The sequence below is a fragment of the uncultured Pelagimonas sp. genome (assembly GCF_947498515.1).
In the GTDB taxonomy this organism is placed as follows: Bacteria; Pseudomonadota; Alphaproteobacteria; order Rhodobacterales; family Rhodobacteraceae; genus Pelagimonas.
In genome coordinates this window covers 419,001-440,045 of sequence record NZ_CANMKO010000002.1, presented here as the reverse complement: position 1 = coordinate 440,045, position 21,045 = coordinate 419,001, and the positions used below count along the sequence as shown (strand labels likewise).

Genomic DNA, 21,045 nt, shown 5'->3' with positions numbered 1-21,045 from the left:
GATCACAACCCAGCAGGGGCAAAAGAAGAGGCCAATAGCCTTGGATATCTGCTCCAATCTGATAGACGTGAGTTGTGTCGCCTCTGGGTTGGGGGCTATCGTAAAAAAAATGTGAGAGATTGGTCATGCCTAGCGAGTTTATTTTTCGGTTGCACACTGGTTCAAACAGTTATGGCGCATCTTTTACAATTCCTTTTACGACAGAGACGGTGAATGTCACTATCGATTGGGGGGACGGAAGCGGCCCAATAACGTATACATCAACCCCTGTTTCTCATAGGTATAACTCTCGCGGAAGCTTCGATGTGACGATTTCTGGCGACCTGTCTTCTCTAAGTTTTGGCGGTTCCAACTTTCGATCTACTTCCGTTGAAATTGTTCAATGGGGTGATACGGTTTGGCAGGATATGTCGGGAATGTTTTCGGGAGTTGATAGGCTTGTAATATCGGCAACGGATTCCCCTGACTTGTCAAACGTAACTAGCATGAACGACATGTTTGGTCTTCATCCGTGGGGACGAGTTAGTAGGTTTAATTCCGATATAGGTGCTTGGGATACGTCCAACATCACCGATATGGGGTCGACATTTTTCTCAGCAAATTCGTTTAACCAGGATATCGGTAACTGGAACACGTCTAACGTAACAGATATGAGCCATATGTTCGATGGCGCTCGCTCATTCGATCAGGATATAGGTGGATGGCACACCTCGAGTGTCGCAGATATGAGCCACATGTTTGCCAACGCTGACTTATTCGATCAGGATATCGGTGGGTGGAACACCTCGAGTGTCACAGATATGGGGTCGATGTTTTATAGGGCCGACGCGTTCAATCAAGATATTGGTGGGTGGAATACCTCCAGTGTCACAGATATGTCGTTTATGTTCGAGGGTGCCGATTTTTTCAATCACAATATCAGCAATTGGGATACTTCCAGCGTTACGACGATGCGGAACATGTTTACCTATGCCTACGCCTTCAATCAGGATATTGGCAATTGGGATACGTCCAATGTTACCGATATGCACAGGATGTTCTTTGCTGCAAGTGTGTTCAATGGATCAGTATCACATTGGGATACGTCCAGTGTTACGGATATGGGGTATATGTTTCATTTTGCATTTGCCTTCAATCAGGATATTAGTGCTTGGGATACATCCAGTGTCACCAACATGAAAGGTATGTTCAGTCTTGCAAATACCTTCAATCAGGATCTTAGTGCTTGGGACACATCCAGCGTTTCTGATATGGGCTCTATGTTTTCTAACGCAACTATATTCAATCAGAACATCTCCAGCTGGGATACATCCAGTGTTATAAACATGGATCATATGTTCAGTTCTGCGAGGGCGTTCAATCAAGACCTCAGTGGGTGGGATACGTCCAACGTTCAGAGCATGAGAAGCATGTTTTCGGGCGCGGACGCGTTCAACCAAGCATTTTCATGGGATACATCCCGTGTCAAAGACATGAAGCACATGTTTAACGGGATCGACACAGAAGTCGCGGTGGATCGTGTGACGGTGGGTGACAGTGGGTCAAACTTGCTTGTCGCAACGGATGACGACGAGCTTTTATATGGTCGTGAAGGCAATGATACGGTTGATTATTCCGGGTCAGATCACGAAATCCGGATCGATTTGTCGAGCGACTATCGGGCATGGGGCGGTTTTGCCCGAGGAGACCTATTGGTCGACGTGGAAAACATCATTGGCACGTCGCACAATGACACGATTTCCGGCGACGTATATGACAACCTCTTTGTTGGTGGCGCCGGGAATGACCGCCTGCGGGGCGAGGGGGGGGATGACACCTTAAGGGGAGGGGCAGGTCGCGATTTGTTGTATGGCGGCAAGGGCAACGATTTGCTCGATGCCTCGGGCGGCGATGCCGAAAGCCAGGAGTGGGGAGATTGGGTCCGGGCAGGGCTGGGTGAGGATACAATCCTTGGCCATGCCGGTTTGTGGGCCAACGACGAAGGAATAGGCATCACTTATAGCGGCCAGTCTGATATTGGTGGCGTGACCATTGTCTCAGATGCCAACGGATCAGGCACCGTGGTCAGCGGCGATGGACGTGTGAATGACACATTTACCTATGCTAACTGGCTGGCCGGGTCACAGGATGCGGACCATATAACAGGCGGTGATTTCGATTTCTTAGAAGGGTTCGAAGGCCACGCAGGGGACGATACCATCGATGGCGGTGGCGGGTCTCAGGACTTTGTGGACTACCTGTATGAGACATGGTCAGATCACGTCGGCACCAGTGTCACGGTTGATCTTTTCACTGGCATTGCCATCGATACGTTTGGGGATACCGACACGCTGATCAGTATCGAACAGGTCCGCGGTACAATCTACGACGACACCCTGACGGCCGCGGGTCTGGTTACAAATGTTCGTTTTAGGGGGGATGACGGTGATGATACGCTTACCGGTGGGGATGGTCAGGATACCCTTAGTGGCGGCATTGGCGACGACAGTCTTGACGGTGGTTCGGGAGATGACACGCTAGACGGTTACTATGGCGATGACACGGCACATGGTGGCGACGGCGATGATGTGATTTGGGGCTACTATGGTGCCGATACGCTTTCTGGTGGTGCCGGCAACGATACCCTCTTTGGTGGGGAGGATGGCGATCGGTTGGTTGGCCATGACGGGAATGATAGTCTAGAGGGCAACGCGGGCAGCGATACCCTTTACGGGTTGAACGGCGACGACATCCTAAAAGGCGGCGGTGATGCCGCCAACTATCTCTCGGGTGGGAATGGTAATGATGTCTTGTCTGGCGGGGACGGTGCGGACACGATCTTTGGTGGAAACGACGATGATCGGCTCGTTGGAAATGCTGGAGACGATAGTCTACGCGGCAACGCTGGCAGCGATACTCTTTATGGCCTTGACGGGGATGACACCCTAAGGGGCGGTGGTGATACCGCCAATCTCCTCTCGGGTGGCAATGGCAATGATGTCTTGTCTGGCGGGGATGGTGCGGACACGATCTTTGGCGGAAACGACGATGATCGGCTCGTTGGAAATGCTGGAAACGATAGCCTGCGCGGCAACTCTGGCAGCGATACCCTATATGGCCTTGATGGCGACGACATTCTGCGCGGCGGCGGTGATGCTTCTAACTATCTATCAGGCGGAAGTGGCGACGATAGCGTTTATGGTTCACACGGGAGCGACCGCTTGCTTGGTGGCCTAGGCGATGATCAAATTGCCGGAGGCTCGGAGGGCGACAGCCTTAGCGGCGGGGAGGGTTTGGATACCCTATTCGGCAACAGCGGGGCCGACATCGTTTCAGGTGGGGATGGAAATGACGAAATCTATGGGGGGGCGGGCAACGACACAATAACCGGTGGCCTTGGTCGCGATACGCTGGATGGAGGCACCGGAGGCGACGTGTTTGTCTTTGCCGACGTCGCCGAGAGCAACCATGGCGTCAATCGCGACATCATTGTCAATTTTGAAGTGGGTTTGGACCAGATTGACCTGACTGGCATCATGTCTGGGCTAAGCTTTGTCGGTCGGACAGGCTTTTCTGGGGCCGCTGGCGAAGTGCGCTACAATGGTACAGTTGGCCGGCTCTATGTTGATATCGACGGTGACCGTGAAGCCGACTTGTCCATCGACATAGTAGGTGCACCCTTGATCAATGCTGAGGATCTGATCCTCTGATCGGACGTTCAACAGTCTTGTTCGCCATCTGCCGCTCTAAGTTTCTGCAGCCGCGTGGCTATTGTACGTTTTCAGAACGCAACGCAGCTATCTGTGCTGTTGGCTTACAGGTTGGCTATACTGAGACCTCATTTTAGCGATTGGACATTGCTGTGGGCGAGGTAGATCGCGACGGGCTAGGCGCAGAAACGGTTCTGCTTTTCCACCAGATCGCCCGGCTAGTCCCACCTCAGCCCAAAACTGATTTTCTGTAATAGCTAGTGTAATTTACTGTAAAACCAAGTGTCACTGTAGGGAAGTACACCTTATAACAGTGATCTCGGAAGAGGGTGGATGAACCCGGAAGATTGCGGGTAGCCTTGAAAATAAAGGCTTTCAGCAGTGGCCATTCTGATAAGGGCCATTGTGGTAAGTATTACAGTGACGGTCAAAGCGGCCATTCACCCACGATCGGAGCGGAACCCAATTGCGCTGTGCATCGACATCAGCAATGCGCAGGAAGCTGACTGTGCAAAACTGCATAGTCAAAATAGCTTTCGGGCCTTGCCTAGCCAATCCGGTCATGCAGAGCCTCAAAAGAGTGCAGCATTTGCGGTCAGTGTCGCGGAAAGTCGGTTAAGCCATGTGTGTTTGGGATGGCAGGCCCGCGAATGGCTGCTGCCGATTGTGGGTTTCACATGCTGCTTTTCTCAGCTTGTGGTTCCCGCACCCATTTGGACGCCGCCATGGATCATTATCATGGGTGAAGGCAACGGGTGAACTCTCCTTAGATCGCAGTGCGGCGAACCTCGCGGCTTTAAGCATGAAACAAATATTAATATCACGTTTTGACCAAATGGTTCTTCCGGTTATGGTCTGCGCGGTGGGGATGCGTTTCCCGCAGAAAATTTACTATTTTCATTTCTCTAGGGATTTAAGCCATGGTCACACTCTCCGGCAGCAGCCTGACACTCACCGACACATTGGTCGATACCGCAAGCCTCGGGTTGAACGGTGCAAATGGAATCGCCAGCGCGGTGGTGAACGGCACCACCTACATCTATACCGCTTCGGCCTTTGACGACGCGATCCAGGTCTCGACCCTGTCGGCGGATGGAACCCTGACGCCGGTTGCTGTCGTCAATGATGCTGCTGGCACCTCTATTGATCAGGCCTATCAGGTCAAGGTTTTCGAAGTGGCCGGCACTCAGTTCCTAGCCGCAGGAGGATTCAGCGATGATGGGGTCACCATCTATACGATTGGGGACACCGCCCCTTACCTGACCTTTGCAGATGCTGTTTTTCAAACGGATGACCCAGATTACAATTTAGATTCTACCTACGATATTGAGATTCTAACCCTATCCGGGGGAACATTTCTTTATGTCATGGGCAACAATATCGACGGTTTAAGCGTCTTCGAAGTGGCTGCGTCAGGTGGGCTAACAAGCGTAGAGAATGTCGATGATGATGCGACTTTGGAACTGAATGGACCCCATGGCCTAGCCTCTTTCTACTTAAACGAAACCCAGTTTATCGCCGCAACCGGATTTTTCGATGATGGCGTCTCGATCTTTTCAGTGAATGAGACCACCGGTGCCCTAACGCATACCGCTAGCATTGACGGGGCCGCGGATGGTGTTCTCGATGGCGCGGACTTCCTTGATGCGGTGGTCATTGATGGCACTGCCTATCTCTATGTCCCCGAACAAAGCGGCAATGCCATTTCGGTTCTGTCCTTCGATGGTAGCTCGATTGAACTGGAGCAACGAATGCAGTCCGATTCCGCGTTGGATGGGGCCCGTGAAGCAGAGATCGTCGAGATCGGTGATCAGCTTTTTCTTTCGGTTACGGCGTTTTACAGCAGCCAGGCGCATTTTTTTGCAATCGACCAAAACCCCTTGAGCGGACACACCGGCGAGCTGACAGTGCTGCAAAGCCTTGTCGACAATAATGGCGAAGGGGCGCTCAGCAGTGCAGCGCGCCACCATTCGGTGACCATTGACGGCACCACCTACCTGCTGATCACTGGGCGGAGTGATAACGCCGTCAACGTCTATGAGGTCGGTGGCGGCGATGACGTGGTGACGGGGGGCAATGGCGCGGATGATCTGTCCGGCGGCGCTGGTGCTGATGTCGTCTCCGGCCTTGGTGGTGACGATACGATGCACGGCGGCGCAGGGGATGATCAGCTCGACACCGGGTCAGGTGATGACAGCGCCGATGGCGGTGCCGGCGATGACGTTTTGCAAGGGTTGGGCGGGGATGACACGCTGCTTGGCGGCACGGGCGATGATGATCTTCTTGGCGGCTCTGGCGATGACAGCGTTGAGGGCGGTGATGGTGCGGATGGGATCGTGGCAGGGTCTGGCAATGATTTCGCGCGCGGCGATAACGGCGCTGACTGGGCGCGAGGCGGTTCGGGGGCCGACACGCTCTCGGGCAATGACGGCGAGGATACGCTGCGCGGCGGCGACGACAATGACCGCATGTTCGGCGGCAATGACAATGACACACTCGCAGGCAATGCGGGCGATGATTATTTGCGCGGCGGCAATGGCGATGACGCGGTTTTTGGCGGCACTGGCGACGACGATCTGGGCGGCGAGGCCGGCAATGACATGCTCTTGGGCGGGTTGGGCGATGATCTGATGCGCGGAGGAGATGATGACGATGATCTTCTGGGCGGCCGCGGTGCAGACACGTTATCGGGCAATGACGGCAATGACTTGCTGCAGGGCGGCGCGGATGCTGACCGGCTAATTGGCGGGCTTGGTCGTGATACGTTGGAGGGCGGATCTGGCGCGGATGTGTTTGTTTTTTCGAGCGAATTGCAAAGCGCACATGGGTCGAACCGTGACGTGATCACGGATTTCGAGGATGGCGACATGATCGACCTCTCGGGCTTTTCTGGCACGCTGACCTTCGTAGCGGGCTACACGGGTGCCGCAAACGAAGTGCGCTACAACGCGACCGTCGGGCGGCTTTATATCGACCTTGACGGCGACAGTGCGTCCGACTTTTCGGTCGATGTGACCGGAGCGCCAACCATCGATGCGAGTGATCTCATTCTGTGACGTAAAAGGGTCGGCGGCGGGAGATGATCTTCTCGCCCCCAAACCGGTCGTTCGGCTACCTAGTCGAACGACCTTATTGAATTTCCGGATGGCGGTCATTTGCGACAACCAGGAAACTTTATGGTGGGTTTCAGAAAACCAACCCGCTGAGCATATAGGTCTGCAAGAGGTTAGACCTCAGGCCAAACGTCACCGTCAAGCCGGGCCACAGCTCTCCCGCACCACCAGATCCCCATGCAGCAGCTCTTGACCAACCGCCGCTTCGCGGCCTTCTAGCGCGTCAAGCAGCAGCGTCATCGCCCGCTCACCAATGTGGCTGCGCGGTTGGCGGATGGTGGTCAACGCCGGGGTGATGTTGTTGGCAAAGGGGATATCGTCAAACCCGATCACCGAGAAATCACCGGGAACCGCATAGCCGCGCAGACGCAAGGCCGAAATCACCCCTATGGCCGTATCGTCGTTGTAGCAGAAAAACGCCGAAGGCAACGTGTCTTTGATAAACAGCCGCTCCACCGCTGCGCGCCCGCCTTCGCTGGAACCATCGCCGTCAATGCACCAATTTGTCAGCGGTTCGGCATATTCCGCAAGCCCTTGACGATAACCCTGTTCGCGCCGCTCGGACACCATGTTGCCGGGCCCGCCGGTGACATAGACAATCCTCCGGTGCCCGAGTGATACCAAATATTCGGTGGCCATTTTGCTGGCCGCCACATCCTCAACCCCGACAAAGGCAATCGCCCCACCGCCAACGCGCCCATCAATCGGTCGCCCCACTGCCACCGCCGGTGGCAGGGTGGTGATTGGCTGTGGTTGCCCTGCCACCGGCAAATGCCCAGTTAGCAAAATCACCCCATCCGCCATGCCGGTCGACAGGAAACGCATGTGCGTCGCCTCAAGGCTGACTTCGCCATGGGTATTGCCGATCAACACTCCATAGCCGCGTTCATTGGCGACTTTTTCCAGACCGATCAGGATGCCCGGAAAATTGGGGTCGGCGATTGATGGTGCCAGCACCAACACCATGCGCGAGCGCTGCATGCGCAGGCTCTGGGCCATGGCATTAGCGGTATAGCCGGTGCGGGCAATGGCGCCGGTTACTTTCTTGCGGGTGCTTTCCGCCACTTTCTCCGGGTTGCGAATCGTCCGGCTGACGGTGGCAATCGACACCCCTGCCAGCTTGGCAACATCCTCGATAGTGGCGGCTTTTTGAACGGGCTGCTTCACGGTTTTGGGTCCTGCCGCGCGCCAGCAATCGGGGCGCGGTATTTGCTGACATTTCAGTATCTTTGCCTAGGGTATAGCCCCTTGCTGAGTCCATGAAAAGGTTTCCATAGCATTATGTAAAGGTTTACATGAGCTGTGAAAAGGTTTACACCGAGCTTCAATGCGAGGCCAAAAATGCGCCCGTACCAGGGAGGAAACACTGTGCCGGATGGCAATCTAACGACCACTGCTGTGTTGGCAGCGGACAGGATCAGTAAATCCTTTGGCGCCGTGCCGGTGCTGTTTAGCGTCTCAATGGAAGTGCGCGCTGGTGAAGTGCATGCGCTGATTGGTGAAAACGGGGCCGGCAAATCCACCTTGATGAAAATCCTCTCAGGCTTTCTCGCCCCCACTTCTGGCCGCATACTTCTTGATGGGCACGAAGTGGCTTTGCCCGCCAATGGCGAGGCGGAGGCGCTTGGCGTGGTGCTTATCCATCAGGAGCTCAATCTGGCGGAGCAGATGACCGTGGAGGAGAATGTGTTTCTGGGCCGCGAAATTTGCCGCCGCGGTATTCTTGATAAACCCGCCATGTCGTCGATTGTGCAGCAATATCTTGACGACATCGGCCTAAATATCTCTCCGCAAGACCGCATCGCCGACCTTCCGATCGCGCAGAAACAGATGGTCGAGATTGTCCGCGCCATGAGCCGCGACGCCCGTGTGTTAATCATGGATGAGCCCACCGCCACACTGACCCAAGCCGAAACCGATCTGTTTTTTGCCCAGATCGAAATTCTGAAAGCCAAAGGCGTCGGCGTGGTCTTTGTGTCTCACAAGTTGGCCGAAGTCAAAGCCATCGCCGACCGTGTCACGGTCTTGCGCGACGGCCAATGGATAACCACCCGCGCGGCGGATGAGCTGACGCCTGATGCGATGGCGCAGATGATGGTGGGGCGCGAGCTTTCCGATCTTTACCCGCCCCTCAACGAGGTCGACGTGGACGCGCCCAAGGTGTTGGAGGTGCGCGATCTGCAAGCGCCTGATGTGCATGGGGTAAGTTTTGGCCTGCGCCGCGGCGAGGTATTGGGGTTTTCCGGTTTGATCGGCTCAGGCCGCAGCGCGGTGTTTGAAGCGATCTGTGGGCTGGCGCCGATTGAGGAAGGGGAGCTTTTGCTGGACGGGCTGCCCGCGCATATCGCCACCGTTGCTGCTGCGCGCGAAAAGGGACTGGTTTACCTGACCAAAGATCGTAAAGGTAAAGGCCTGTTGCTGGACAAGCAGATGAAGCCCAACTTGACGCTGTTTGCCCTGCCCAAATTCCTGCGCGGACAGACCATCGACACCCGCGCCGAGACAGCGGCAATGGAGCGCGCCATCCGCCGCTTTGACATCAGAGCGCGCGACCCCAATGTGCTGGTCGGTGATCTGTCGGGCGGCAATCAGCAAAAGCTCTTGTTGGCAAAAGTGATGGAATGTGACCCATCGATCCTGATCATTGACGAGCCCACCCGCGGCATCGATGTCGGCACCAAACAACAGATCTATCATTTCATCGCCGCTATTGCCGCCGAAGGGGTGTCGGTGGTGGTGATCTCTTCAGAAATGCCCGAAATCATTGGCATCAGCCACCGCGTGGTGGTCATGCGCGAGGGCGAAATCACCGGCATCCTGACCGGGGACCACATCAACGAAACCGAAATCGTGCGCTATGCCGCCGGATTGAAGCAGGAGCGCCCCCATGACTGAAACCGCCATGTCAAAACCAACCAAGACCCTCATGCGCAGCTTTGATTTCAAAACCGCTGGTCCCGCCATCGCCTTGCTGATCCTTTGCGTGATCGGCTTTACGCTCAACCCGGCGTTTTTGTCCGAAGGCAACATCACCAACTTGCTCACCCGGTCAGCCTTTATCGGCATCATCGCGGTGGGGGCCACTTTTGTCATCACCGCCGGCGGCATTGACCTCTCAGTGGGATCGATGGCGGCGGTGATCGCCGGGGTGATGATCATCGTGATGAACGGCGCAGTGGACACTTTCGGCAGCGGGCTAACCACGGTGTTGATCGGCTGTGGTTGTTCTGTGATCCTTGGCATCGGCGCCGGTTTCATCAACGGCTTTCTGACCACCAAGGGCAAAATCGAAGCCTTCATTGTCACCCTTGGCACCATGGGCATCTATCGCAGCCTCGTGACCTATTTCGCCGATGGCGGCACGCTGTCGTTGAACTACGATATTCGCGGCACCTACCGCCCGGTCTACTACGACAGCTTTGGCGGCCTGCCGATCCCGGTCTGGGTGTTCATCGTGGTGGCCATCTGTGGCTGGTTCCTGCTCAATCGCACCGCGTTTGGCCGCTATTGCACGGCCATCGGCTCCAACGAACACGTGGCCCGCTATTCGGCGATCAAGGTCGACCGGGTGAAAACCCTAACTTATGTGATCCAGGGACTTTGCGTGTCGCTTGCCACCATCATCTACGTGCCGCGTTTGGGCTCGGCCTCCTCTTCGACAGGGGTGTTGTGGGAACTTGAGGCCATCGCTGCGGTGATCATTGGAGGCACCGTACTCAAGGGGGGCTACGGGCGCATCGGCGGCACCATCCTTGGGGCGCTGATCCTCACCACCATTGGCAATATCCTGAACTTCACCGACATGATTTCCAACTATCTGAATGGCACCATGCAGGGGCTGATCATCATCGTGGCGGTTTGGCTGCAACGGGGCAACTTTGGCCGCAAATCAAAGGCAAACTGAGCACAATCTGAGTTTCTCGCAACCACTTGCGCGAAAGAACCGGGCGCCACCGGACAGGTGAGCTGCGTCCAATCGAAAGGGAGGAAGACATGAATACATTTGGCAAAATAGGGGCGTTGGCGACTGCGGCGACCCTTGCACTGACCGGTATGGCTAGTGCAGAAACCATCAAGATCGGGGTCAGCTATCCCACCCCGACCCATGCTTGGGCCGCCGGCATGAACTGGCACGCAGAACAGGCCGAGAAACGGCTCGAAGCGCTCTATCCGGATGTGGATCTGGTGTTGATCAACTCACCCGATCCCTCGGCTCAGGCCTCAGCACTTGAAGATCTGGTTTCCGTACATGGCATCGACGCACTGGTCGTTCTGCCCTTTGAAAGCGAGCCGCTCACCGATCCGGTGCTGAACGTGAAAAAATCCGGTGCCTTGATCACCGTGGTTGACCGAGGGCTTAGCCAGCCGGGCATCGAAGACATCTATGTCGCTGGCAACAACCCGGAACTGGGTCGGGTTTCTGCGATCTATATGAAAGGCCGGCTCAAGGAGGGCGACAACATCGTCGTGCTGCGCGGCATCCCGACGCTGATTGACAACGAACGTTTTGACGCCTTCATGGCTGAGATCGACGGCTCCGGCATCAACGTGCTGGACCACAAACACGCCAACTGGAACCGCGATGACGGTTTTGAGGTGATGCAGGATTTCCTGTCGCGTTTTCCTGACATCGACGCGGTTTGGGCGCAGGATGATGACATCGCCATTGGTGTGGTTGCCGCACTGAAACAGGCGGGCCGCGACGGTGACGGCATGTTTGTCGTCGGCGGCGCTGGGATGAAAGAAACCATCAAAGGCATCATGGATGGCAACGAATTGGTGCCGGTGGACGTGCTTTATCCGCCGTCAATGATCGCCACCGCGATGGACGTCACCGTGGCTGCGTTCAAATCCAACGGTCCGGTGGCCGGGCGATATATTCTTGGTGCGACTTTGATCACCAAAGAAAACGCCGCCAGCTTTTATTTCCCAGACTCGCCGTTCTGATCTGAACAGCACGGGAAATCCGGGGAAAGGTCTACTCCCAATAGCCTTTCCCAACTTGCCACACCCGCCATCCTCACTCGATCTGCTTGCGTCGCGATAGCCACGTGACGCAGGCACCAAAACCAAGGAATAAAGCGATGAAAACCATCAAAGGCCCGGCCCTCTTTTTGGCCCAATTCGCCAGCGACACAGCCCCGTTCAATTCCTGGGACAGCATCACCAAATGGGCTGCGGACTGTGGCTACAAAGGCGTGCAAGTGCCCAGCTGGGACAGCCGACTGATCGACCTTGCCTTGGCCGCCAGCTCGCGCAGTTATTGTGACGAATTTCTCGGAACCGCCCGCGAAAACGGCGTTGAGGTGACCGAGCTTTCAACCCATCTTCAGGGCCAGTTGGTGGCGGTGCATCCCGCGTATGACGAAGGCTTTGATGGCTTTGCGCCACCCCAAGTGCATGGCAACCCCAAGGCGCGACAAGCTTGGGCGGTTGAGCAGATGAAGCTGGCGATCACTGCGTCCTACAACCTTGGCATCCATCGCCACGTGACCTTTTCCGGGGCCTTGGCCTGGCCCTATCTCTACCCTTGGCCGCAGCGGCCGCCGGGGTTGATCGACACCGCCTTTGACGAGCTGGCCCAACGCTGGCGTCCGATCCTCGATCTGGCCGGCAATATGGGCGTCGACATCTGTTATGAAATTCATCCGGGAGAAGACCTGCACGACGGGGTCACCTTTGAGATGTTCCTTGAGCGGGTTGGCAATCATCCGGCCTGCAACATGCTCTATGATCCCAGCCACTACGTGCTGCAATGCCTTGATTATCTGGAAAACATCGACATCTACCGCGACCGCATCAAGATGTTTCACGTCAAAGACGCGGAGTTCAACCCAACCGGACGGCAAGGCGTTTATTCGGGCTATCAGCCCTGGGTCGATCGGGCTGGACGGTTCCGCTCTCTGGGGGACGGACAGGTCGATTTCAAGGCGGTTTTTTCCAAGATGGCGGCCAATGATTTTGACGGCTGGGCCGTTGTTGAATGGGAATGCTGTCTCAAACATCCCGAGGACGGCGCGCGCGAAGGCGCGGCTTTTGTGCGCGACCACATCATCCGGGTAACCGAGAAGGCATTTGATGACTTCGCCGGCGGCGGGGCGGGTCAGGCGGCCAACCAGCGCATGTTAGGGATTTAGGCCGCAAACGGCGGCAACTGTGGCCCCATGGCGTGCCTCCGGCGGGCTTATTTGAGCAAGATGACATTGGCGGAGAAAGAGCATGAGAAAGATCAGACTGGGCATGGTGGGAGGCGGCAACGACGCCTTTATTGGTGCGGTACATAGGATTGCCGCGCGGATTGACGGGCACTTTGAGCTCATGGCCGGGGCGTTGTCATCGACGCCCGAAAAAGCCCGCGCCTCTGGCGCTGCTTTGGGGTTGGAGGCGGCGCGCAGCTATGATGATTTTAAATCCATGGCCATCCGCGAAGCCCGGCTCAAAGACGGGATCGAGGCAGTGGCAATCGTCACCCCCAATCACATGCATTATCCAGCCGCGCGCGAATTTCTCAAGCGCGGCATTCACGTGATTTGTGACAAGCCGCTGACCAGCACGTTGGCCGACGCACGGCGGCTGGCGGCGGCGGTGGAAAAATCTGAGGCGTTGTTTGTATTGACCCATAACTACACCGGCTACCCGTTGATCCGGCAAGCGCGTGAAATGGTCGCCAATGGCGAGCTCGGCACCCTGCGTGTCGTGCAGGTCGAATACCCGCAGGATTGGCTGACCGAGGCGGCGGATCCCGCCAACAAACAAGCAGGTTGGCGCACTGATCCTGCCCGGTCAGGGGTCGGCGGCTCCACCGGCGACATCGGCACACATGCTTTTAATCTCGCCTGTTTTGTCAGCCAGCTGACGCCTGAAAGCCTTGCCGCCGATTTGCAAAGCTTTGTGCCGGGCCGGCCGGTGGATGATAACGCCCATGTGATGTTGCGATTTAAAGGCGGCGCGCGCGGCATGTTGTGGTGCAGCCAAGTGGCACCGGGCAATGAAAACGCGTTGCGGCTAAGGATTTATGGCGAAAAGGGCGGCATTGAATGGGCTCAGGAAGATCCCAATCGCATGTTGTTCACCCGCTTTGGCGAGGCGACCCGCATTCTCACCCGTGGCGGTGCCGGAGCCAGTGGCGTGGCCAATGCCGTTAGCCGCACACCGGGTGGCCACCCCGAAGGCTATTTGGAAGGCTTTGCCAATCTTTATGTGCAAGCCGCCGGAATGATCCGCTCCCATCACGCAGGAGAGACCTTGCCCGAGGCCCCATTGCCCGGCATTGCCGAGGGCATGATGGGCATGCGTTTTGTTGACGCCTGTGTGCGCAGTTCAAACCGCAATTCGGCATGGGTGGCGATGTCTTGAGCCGTACATTCTGATTTGATTCCTGTCGAATCCGCCAATTTGAGTTTAAGGAGAACTACTTGAGTGATCCAATTTGAAAGTTGGAGCATGGTTGGCTGACCCACAACCCGTGTTTTGATCGTTCGGCCGGAGTTTTCCAAGGGTTTGGGCACAGGGCGCTCTCTGCTCATCTGAACCATTCATTCGTGTGAACGGTTGGACGTTACTGATTGCTCTGTGCGAGCGGTGTCACCTCTTGGCGCAAGGCTAGAACGAATTGACGACGCGAGAGCGCGCCGTGACCAAAAGGCATCTCCTGGCTTGATACAAGGCAGGCCTTGGAACAGTTTTTCCAGATTAGCGGGGGCCTAGATTGATTTCCGAGGCCGCCTAAAAGTGGTGAAAATGAGTAGAGCGCCGGGGCCCCAAAAATGGATCGAGACCGAGTGTAAGAATGGGTGCTTTAGCTCGTTTAGCGGAGAAAGTTTGGTTCCTTCCCGATATGTAGATCGAACATGTCCGCTCTGGGCTGACACGTGCCGTCCCCTAACATTTTCACAGAACGTTCAGGACGAATACCGCGTGCCGCACCGCCAAGGCGGCTTCGAGCCCAGACCTACAAGTTTCTGTACACAACGCAAATGTCTTCAAAGCGAGTGGCTGTTTGATCCTACCAGCTTGACAATTGTTCGAAGCGATAGACACTATGCGTGCCTTCAGTGGTTAAACAGAGTTCCTGCACATGCACCTCAAGTCCGTTCTTTTCGTCTGCTTTATTACGGCGCAACTAGCACAAGCAGAAACGGTTCGGGTGCCAGAGTTGCCTGATGGTAGTGTTGACGTAGAACAAATGTTGTCGGGTTTTAGGATCGTATTCCCGGTTCTTTCCTCTGGTGAGCAAGCTTCTGATTTTTTAGGACGGTTTCTTGGTGAAGACTTTAGCGGGAGTGTAGTTGAAGCTGACAATTCGGTAGACTTGAGCATTGCAATCGACGCTCCGACACTCTCTGAGCACGCTAATTTTCTGATAGCTGTATTGGCGATAGATGCAATTTGTGCGCGCAACGGGCTTCGTCCTGTGCCTGTGCGTTGGAGCGAAACAAAAAAACGAAAGGGCAGCAACTGGGAGGTTTCGACGTCCTGTTCGCCCTCGAAAGAATAGGTTTATTCGAACCGCTTTGCTGGTGGTTCGCGGACATTGAACGTCCGTCGACGTACGGCAGCTGTGTCCGCTTAGCTGAACTTGGGCCGTTAAAAATGCTGCGTGAGGTGTCGAACGTCCGTTTCAGAAAAGCGGCAACGCAGCGTTAGGGCACCCGGCCAAGGTCGGCTGTGGGCCGTTCGCCACATTCGACACAAAGGGCGGAAACCGGACTTTCGCTGCGGAGTATCCGAACGGCAGCTTTTTACAGTAAGTAAACGTTTCAAACTGCACCACTGCATGCCAGCAGCGCAAAAAAAGCGAGAACTGACTGCATCAACAGCAAAGCGCAGCCTCAGGCGAAACGACTTCAAGGGAGTTTCAACAAATTGGTATGCAGCTTTAAACAAAGGACTTCATGCAATCTCCAAATTTAGTCTGTCCGAATCCACCTTAAGACGAGAAGCGTGATCTAACTTATGGTAAAATCCGCCGTAACATGGACATTATGAGGGGCCAGTGTATTACACTCGGTAAGTTGCAACATCAAATTCCTGAGGCCAATTTATGAAGATCGAAGTTGCTTGCAGAGCAGACGACACCACTAAGGCGAAGGGCGACTTACTGGAAGGCTTAGCAACCGACCTCCTCTCAGCTCAAAGCTTCAAAGTGATTGAAGAAATTCGCGTTATCGGGGCTGAACTCGACCTCCTTTGTAAGCACGAGGTCAGCGGGAAAGAAATTTACGTAGAGTGCAAGGCACAGGCCGGAAACATAGGTGCCCCAATACTTCGGCAGCTCAATGGGACAGTTGACGCATATGACTACGCTGAAGGATGGCTTGTTTCCACAGCTGAGTTTGGAAAGGAAGCTAAAGGCTTCGCAGAAATGTGGAAAAATAAGCCTGCCGATAAGGCTTCTCGGCTCAGTTTTTACACGCCCGATCTTATCATTAAATCGCTCAAAAAGGCATCGGTAATATGTGACCCACCTATTGAATTGGCATCAGCGTTTGTGGGATCAAGTGAAGCGATTGGGGAATGGACGCTCGTAATCTCTCCATTTGGTCGTTTTTGGGCTGCTTATACTCTTTTGGGAGGAGCACCACATGGGGTTATCTTCTTTGGGACAAAGACCGGACAACGGATTTCCGACAGCGAAACCCTCAATAATATTGCCACTTTGGAGAGCGTCTTGTGCGATTATGACGTTACAGTTGGCGTGGAGGTTAAGACCGAAACGAAGAACGTCACCGACATTACGCCACCAAACGTGGTTGAGGTTCAAACCGGTGAATCGTGGGATGACTATCGCCCTGCTAGACCACAAGATTTCATTGGTCGAGATGATACGCAAAAGCACATCCTGAATTTCTTAGAAAATGCTCGCACGACAGACGACGCTACCAGAATATTTGCTATCACAGGAAATTCTGGTTTGGGGAAAAGCTCGTTAGTGGCCAAAGTTCGAGATAGAACCAAAAATAAACACTACAAGAAGAAGCTTTTTACGTTTGCGATAGACATGCGAGGCGCGCGGAACCCCGCGTATGTCTCAGCATCCTTGATCAAGTGCTTGGAACAGGCCCAAAAGGCAGGTTTTGGAAAGCAGATAGACATTCAACTTACAAATCCGAGCACTCCCTTATCCTCCCCGAGCATCTCTGAATATTTGGAGAGTTTAAAAAAGGAAGGCAAGTTTGTTTGTCTCATTTTTGATCAGTTTGAAGAGCTTTACTCAAAGCCTGAACTATACAGTGTCTTCACCGCCGCAAAGGACCTTATGATTGATGTCGCCTCCTTCAAGGGAGCCTTCGGGTTGGGTTTTGCGTGGAAAACTGACAGCACAACGCAGCAAGACCATCCCGCATACCACATTTGGCATGAGCTATCCGATCACAGAAGAGAATTTAAGCTAAATAGCTTCAACAAGGGTGAGATTTCTAAGGCAATCACTGCATTTGAGAAACAGGCCGATTTCAAGCTGACTGCAGAAATCAGGCATCAAATCTCGCATTCAAGCCAAGGGTTCCCATGGTTGCTCAAGAAATTGTGCATTCATCTTTACGAGAACCAAGACCAGCAAAATGGCACAAACTCGACCCTTTTGGAGTTGGATGTAAAAAACCTATTTGAAAACGATCTCCAAACACTCAATCAAAGGGAAGACGCAAGTCTAAAGCTCATCGCGGCAAAAGCGCCAGCGGACTGGAGTGAGATCATAGAAATCTCAGGGGTGGCAACCGTAAACAGTCTTGTGGCCAAAAGATTGATCATCAGGAGTGGTGATCGCCTGAACGTGTACTGGGATATCTTCAGAGACTATCTGTTGTCTGGGAATGTGCCAGTTGTGCCGTTCAACTACATCCCTTCGTCCGATATCAACGCCATGCTAAAAGTCGGTGAAGTGTTAGAAAAAAATCGACTTCAAACCTCCGAGACTATCGCTTCTAGAACAAGCCTAAATGAACGAACCGTTTGGAATATTGGTGCTGACTTAGTACTGTTTGGAGTCGCTGAAAGGCAAGGAACCTCTTTTAAGCTTCATCGCGACATGGCTGATGGAACCGTTCGCGGTATTTTGTCGAGGATCAGGAATAAGATCGACAAACACTCTCTGAAAATTGATCTCTATCGGAACCACGCGGGTCAAACGATTGCTAAGCCCGAAATTCTAAGTGGACTGAAAGACTGCCTTCCAAACGAGAAGTTCTCAGACAAAACTTGGGGTATCTACACGAACAGGTTCGTTAATATTTTCGTTCAATTAGGTTTTTTGGCTCGTTCAGGGCCGAGATTTACCGTCCAAGACTCCGGGAGCGTTGTTTCAAAAGTGTCGAGACGTTCTCGATCAAGTGAAGTGTTTTCCGCTATGGCATCCCCAGCAAGTGTCTGTGATGCCTTCTATGTGCTGCAGAATAATTCAGATGTCGAAAACGCAAATACTTTAGGTTACCGGAACTCAGTCTCCGTTTTGAAGAGGTTCAACCTTATTGAGGTGGAAAATGATGTTGGCAAACTCAACGTTCAAGCGCTTGCAAAGTTTGGAGGAGTTCCCGAAGCGGTATGGACTTCCGCGAAGAACGAAGTGGCGATTACCAAGTGTATAGAAGCATTGAAAAGAAATGTGTCACTGTCTGGGCCAGAGCTGGGTGCTTTCGTTTCTGACGAGTTCAATTTAAACTGGACCGATGCTTCCAAAGCGCGGACAGGGAATGCCCTCAAACAATGGGCAAATTGGATTATTGAAGGAAGCAAAGAGGCCGAGATTCCGGAACCACCTGGACGCAAGAAGCGCTCTGATGCAACTCAAGTATGATCTGTAGATTTGGACCTGATTGAGAAAACTGTGGCGCCGCCCTCTAACATGTCTAATTCGTTTGGAAAGCAGTCGTTGGACACGGTTACCATGAAGTTCGGCTTTGGGCCGTAAGTGATTGCGCCTTACGCGAACTATATTTGTAATGCTGCACAACAGGAACTGGCGGCTTTGAGCCCAAAGCACCGAATGCTATGCGGCACCCTAACGTCAGTTTCTGAACCGATTTCGGACATTTAGGACCGCCTTACGGGCGAGAACGCGCGAACTCAGTTAGTCTTGTCTAGAGGGTTAGGCGGCAACCCTCTGTTTTGAGAAGACCTAGTTTGATATGAGTTCAATTTGCCTGCTGGCACATACGTCACAAAAGTCTTTGAGATTCCAAGTCGCAAAATACCCGATCTTGATGTTTCTGTCGTCCATTATGAGGCGTAGCACACAGTCCACCATTGATAATGGCCGCCCGGCGCGAGAGGATTCGAATGAAAGCTCGATAGCATCATCTCTATACTGCGCGTCGTCTATGAACTGAACTTTTGGTGACTTTAGTTCTTCCTCAAATAAGGACATTCCAATCCTGTTTCGGGTAAACCTTGTTCTAAGTGTTTCGTATGCGATTGGCCAAGGAAGTATGATATCGAAAGGTTGAACTAGCTCGAAAACAGCTTCCATATCTTCTTGAGATGCAGCTGTATCTCGCTGGTCATAGCGAGAATACCAAACGCCTGTGTCTATGAGAACTCGCGCCAAGGGCTAGTCCTCTTCGTCCACGTTCCCACCGTCGGATGCACCGAATCCAACCCATGCTGCAGCCTTCCTCTTGCCAAAGATGAACTTGCCCCTGTTCTTGTTTGTCGAGCGGTCCCGGTAGATCACGTAAATTCGGGTCTTCTTGTTGATTTCTACCGCGGCTTGTAGATCGGATTTGAGCCGCTCAATTAGGTCGTCGCTATGGGAATACTTCAACAGGGCCATGGAATCCCCGCACTCCTTCGCTTCATGGTCATCAAGCCAAGCATAAAGCCCCTCGTAGTCGCCTCGGACGCCTAAGTCGTACGATATCCAGACTGTGCTGTTCATAATCAGAAGATCCTCTCAATTTGCTGCGCAACATTCAATTTTTGGTTCCTAAATGTCCATCCCCAGCAAAGCACCCAATACTACCGCAAGGCATTGTACTCTGCGCGACTGGTGGCTTTACACCACAATAAGGCCTTTGGCGCAGCTGCAGCAAATTCACCCTTGGTTCGCTCTGCCGACTTCGGGTAACGCGTTGATCTCATAGGCGCGGCGAATGGCCGGTTCAGAGAAGATGCATTGCAGCGTGAACCGACGCGATGAATGGCTGGTATGGGCCGTCCTTGCCGATCTCTGGCTTCTCGGCCCTCGACTTTGCAAAGGTCGCAACCTAACTGCGCGTTGCTGACGTTGGCGCACGGCACAGCAAGCGGGTTCCGCGCTGATTGGGCTTGAATGGCCGCTTTTGCCAGGGCGAAGCGTTGCCCTTGTGACTGCAGCGAAAGACTGCTTCCCGCCCGACCTGCAGATGCTGCACTAGCGAAGGCTGGGCCAAGACGGGTCCGCCTCGGGCTGACACCGGTCACTAGGCTGCGGGGATCACAGGTGATTTCGCTGCGGCCACGTTGCCGCACCACTGCAGGCCTGAGTTGAGCCTAGTTTTTCCGGTGCTAGGTTTCGCGTAGATGACTGCTTCGTGCAGCGAAACCTCCGTATCACGCCATTGAAAAAACTTCGGATTAGTCTGGAAGACCGTTCACGCGGAATGAATCAAGACAGATTTGGCTGGTGTATGCGGTGTTTGGGTCGGATATCGAAAGTTCAGAACATGACTGATAAACACGATTACCCAAGTTCCTGATTTAGTCGTCGCGCGCGTTCTTCTTCTTGGTGCCTTGCCAAATCTATTGCCGCAGCTCTGGCATCGGCAGCTTCTCGCTTCTCCGCCCGCGATGCTTCAAGCGCAGCTTTTTGCTCCGCCTTACCGACCGAGCGTCGAATATCTTCCAGATTGCCAAAACGATGATATTGCGGGTGAAACCTTACTTCACCTTCAACTTCAAAGGCAAAGGCATGACACGCGGCAGCGTCTCCGTTCAATGTTGGTTCTAAGTCAGACAAGGTTCCCGTTGCCGCCGCATCATCCGCAATTTCGCGAAGCTGCCGAGCGAGGCGTTTTGCCGCGAATAGCTGCTTCAAATCGTACTCAGATAGAGAAGCAATTTGCATACAATTAACAGCAATACTGTCGAACACTTCTTCTTGTGCCTCAACCGTGTTCGCAAGCAGTAAAGCAATGCCGACTGCCACTTTTTTGTTTCCCATGTCGGTTGTCTCTCTTAGTGGTGAGCGCTTAGCTGGTTGTCGTATTGACAACTAACCGCATAGTATTTGCAGCTGCGGTACTTTAGGCAATGTTGCTTTTGTCCGC

General features: G+C 53.9%; 13 protein-coding genes. 10 read left to right on the top strand and 3 right to left on the bottom strand.

Translation table 11 applies throughout. The features are described 5' to 3' along the window. Positions 1-125 precede the first annotated feature (125 nt). The 3 genes from Q1A43_RS05515 to Q1A43_RS05505 all read left to right on the top strand — a co-directional run bounded on the left by Q1A43_RS05515 (position 126) and on the right by Q1A43_RS05505 (position 6,745). Positions 126-3,689, top strand: a complete 3,564-nt coding sequence (locus tag Q1A43_RS05515) for a BspA family leucine-rich repeat surface protein (protein ID WP_366944236.1) — start codon at positions 126-128, stop codon at positions 3,687-3,689. Between the two features lie 405 nt (positions 3,690-4,094). Continuing rightward, a complete protein-coding gene (locus tag Q1A43_RS05510) occupies positions 4,095-4,448 on the top strand; it encodes a hypothetical protein (protein WP_299933258.1) in 354 nt (117 codons plus the stop codon). Positions 4,449-4,609: 161 nt separating this feature from the next. Further along, positions 4,610-6,745, top strand: coding sequence for a hypothetical protein (locus tag Q1A43_RS05505; protein WP_299933256.1), 2,136 nt, complete (start codon positions 4,610-4,612; stop codon positions 6,743-6,745). Between the two features lie 195 nt (positions 6,746-6,940). Here the strand turns inward: Q1A43_RS05505 and Q1A43_RS05500 are convergent, their stop codons facing one another. Next, entirely contained in the window at positions 6,941-7,969 is a 1,029-nt protein-coding gene (locus tag Q1A43_RS05500; RefSeq protein ID WP_299930584.1) for a LacI family DNA-binding transcriptional regulator, read from the bottom strand. A gap of 201 nt (positions 7,970-8,170) precedes the next feature. Here Q1A43_RS05500 and Q1A43_RS05495 point away from each other — a divergent pair, with 201 nt between their 5' ends. The 7 genes from Q1A43_RS05495 (at position 8,171) to Q1A43_RS05465 (ending at position 18,596) form a co-directional block, all read left to right on the top strand. Next, on the top strand, positions 8,171-9,697 hold the full coding sequence (locus tag Q1A43_RS05495; protein WP_299933255.1) for a sugar ABC transporter ATP-binding protein: 1,527 nt from the start codon (positions 8,171-8,173) through the stop codon (positions 9,695-9,697). Between the two features lie 31 nt (positions 9,698-9,728). Further along, complete coding sequence (locus tag Q1A43_RS05490; RefSeq protein WP_299930601.1) at positions 9,729-10,706, top strand: ABC transporter permease; 978 nt, start codon at positions 9,729-9,731, stop codon at positions 10,704-10,706. Positions 10,707-10,795: 89 nt separating this feature from the next. Further along, a complete protein-coding gene (locus Q1A43_RS05485; protein ID WP_299933253.1) occupies positions 10,796-11,749 on the top strand; it encodes a substrate-binding domain-containing protein in 954 nt (317 codons plus the stop codon). Positions 11,750-11,886: 137 nt separating this feature from the next. Further along, the gene (locus tag Q1A43_RS05480) at positions 11,887-12,939 is read left to right on the top strand and encodes a sugar phosphate isomerase/epimerase (protein ID WP_299930593.1); all 1,053 of its coding nucleotides are present in this window, start codon (positions 11,887-11,889) and stop codon (positions 12,937-12,939) included. 82 nt (positions 12,940-13,021) lie between these two features. Then, entirely contained in the window at positions 13,022-14,158 is a 1,137-nt protein-coding gene (locus tag Q1A43_RS05475; RefSeq protein ID WP_299933251.1) for a Gfo/Idh/MocA family oxidoreductase, read from the top strand. A 721-nt stretch (positions 14,159-14,879) separates the two neighbouring features. Continuing rightward, positions 14,880-15,299, top strand: coding sequence for a hypothetical protein (locus Q1A43_RS05470; protein ID WP_299933249.1), 420 nt, complete (start codon positions 14,880-14,882; stop codon positions 15,297-15,299). A gap of 546 nt (positions 15,300-15,845) precedes the next feature. Further along, positions 15,846-18,596, top strand: coding sequence for a restriction endonuclease (locus Q1A43_RS05465; protein ID WP_299933247.1), 2,751 nt, complete (start codon positions 15,846-15,848; stop codon positions 18,594-18,596). 753 nt (positions 18,597-19,349) lie between these two features. Here Q1A43_RS05465 and Q1A43_RS05460 read toward each other — a convergent pair. Both Q1A43_RS05460 and Q1A43_RS05455 read right to left on the bottom strand, forming a co-directional pair. Continuing rightward, complete coding sequence (locus tag Q1A43_RS05460; RefSeq protein ID WP_299933246.1) at positions 19,350-19,676, bottom strand: hypothetical protein; 327 nt, start codon at positions 19,674-19,676, stop codon at positions 19,350-19,352. Between the two features lie 783 nt (positions 19,677-20,459). Continuing rightward, positions 20,460-20,939 carry a hypothetical protein gene (locus tag Q1A43_RS05455; protein ID WP_299933245.1) on the bottom strand — a complete coding sequence of 160 codons (480 nt, stop codon included), beginning with the start codon at positions 20,937-20,939 and terminating at the stop codon, positions 20,460-20,462. Between the last annotated feature and the right edge of the window lie 106 nt (positions 20,940-21,045).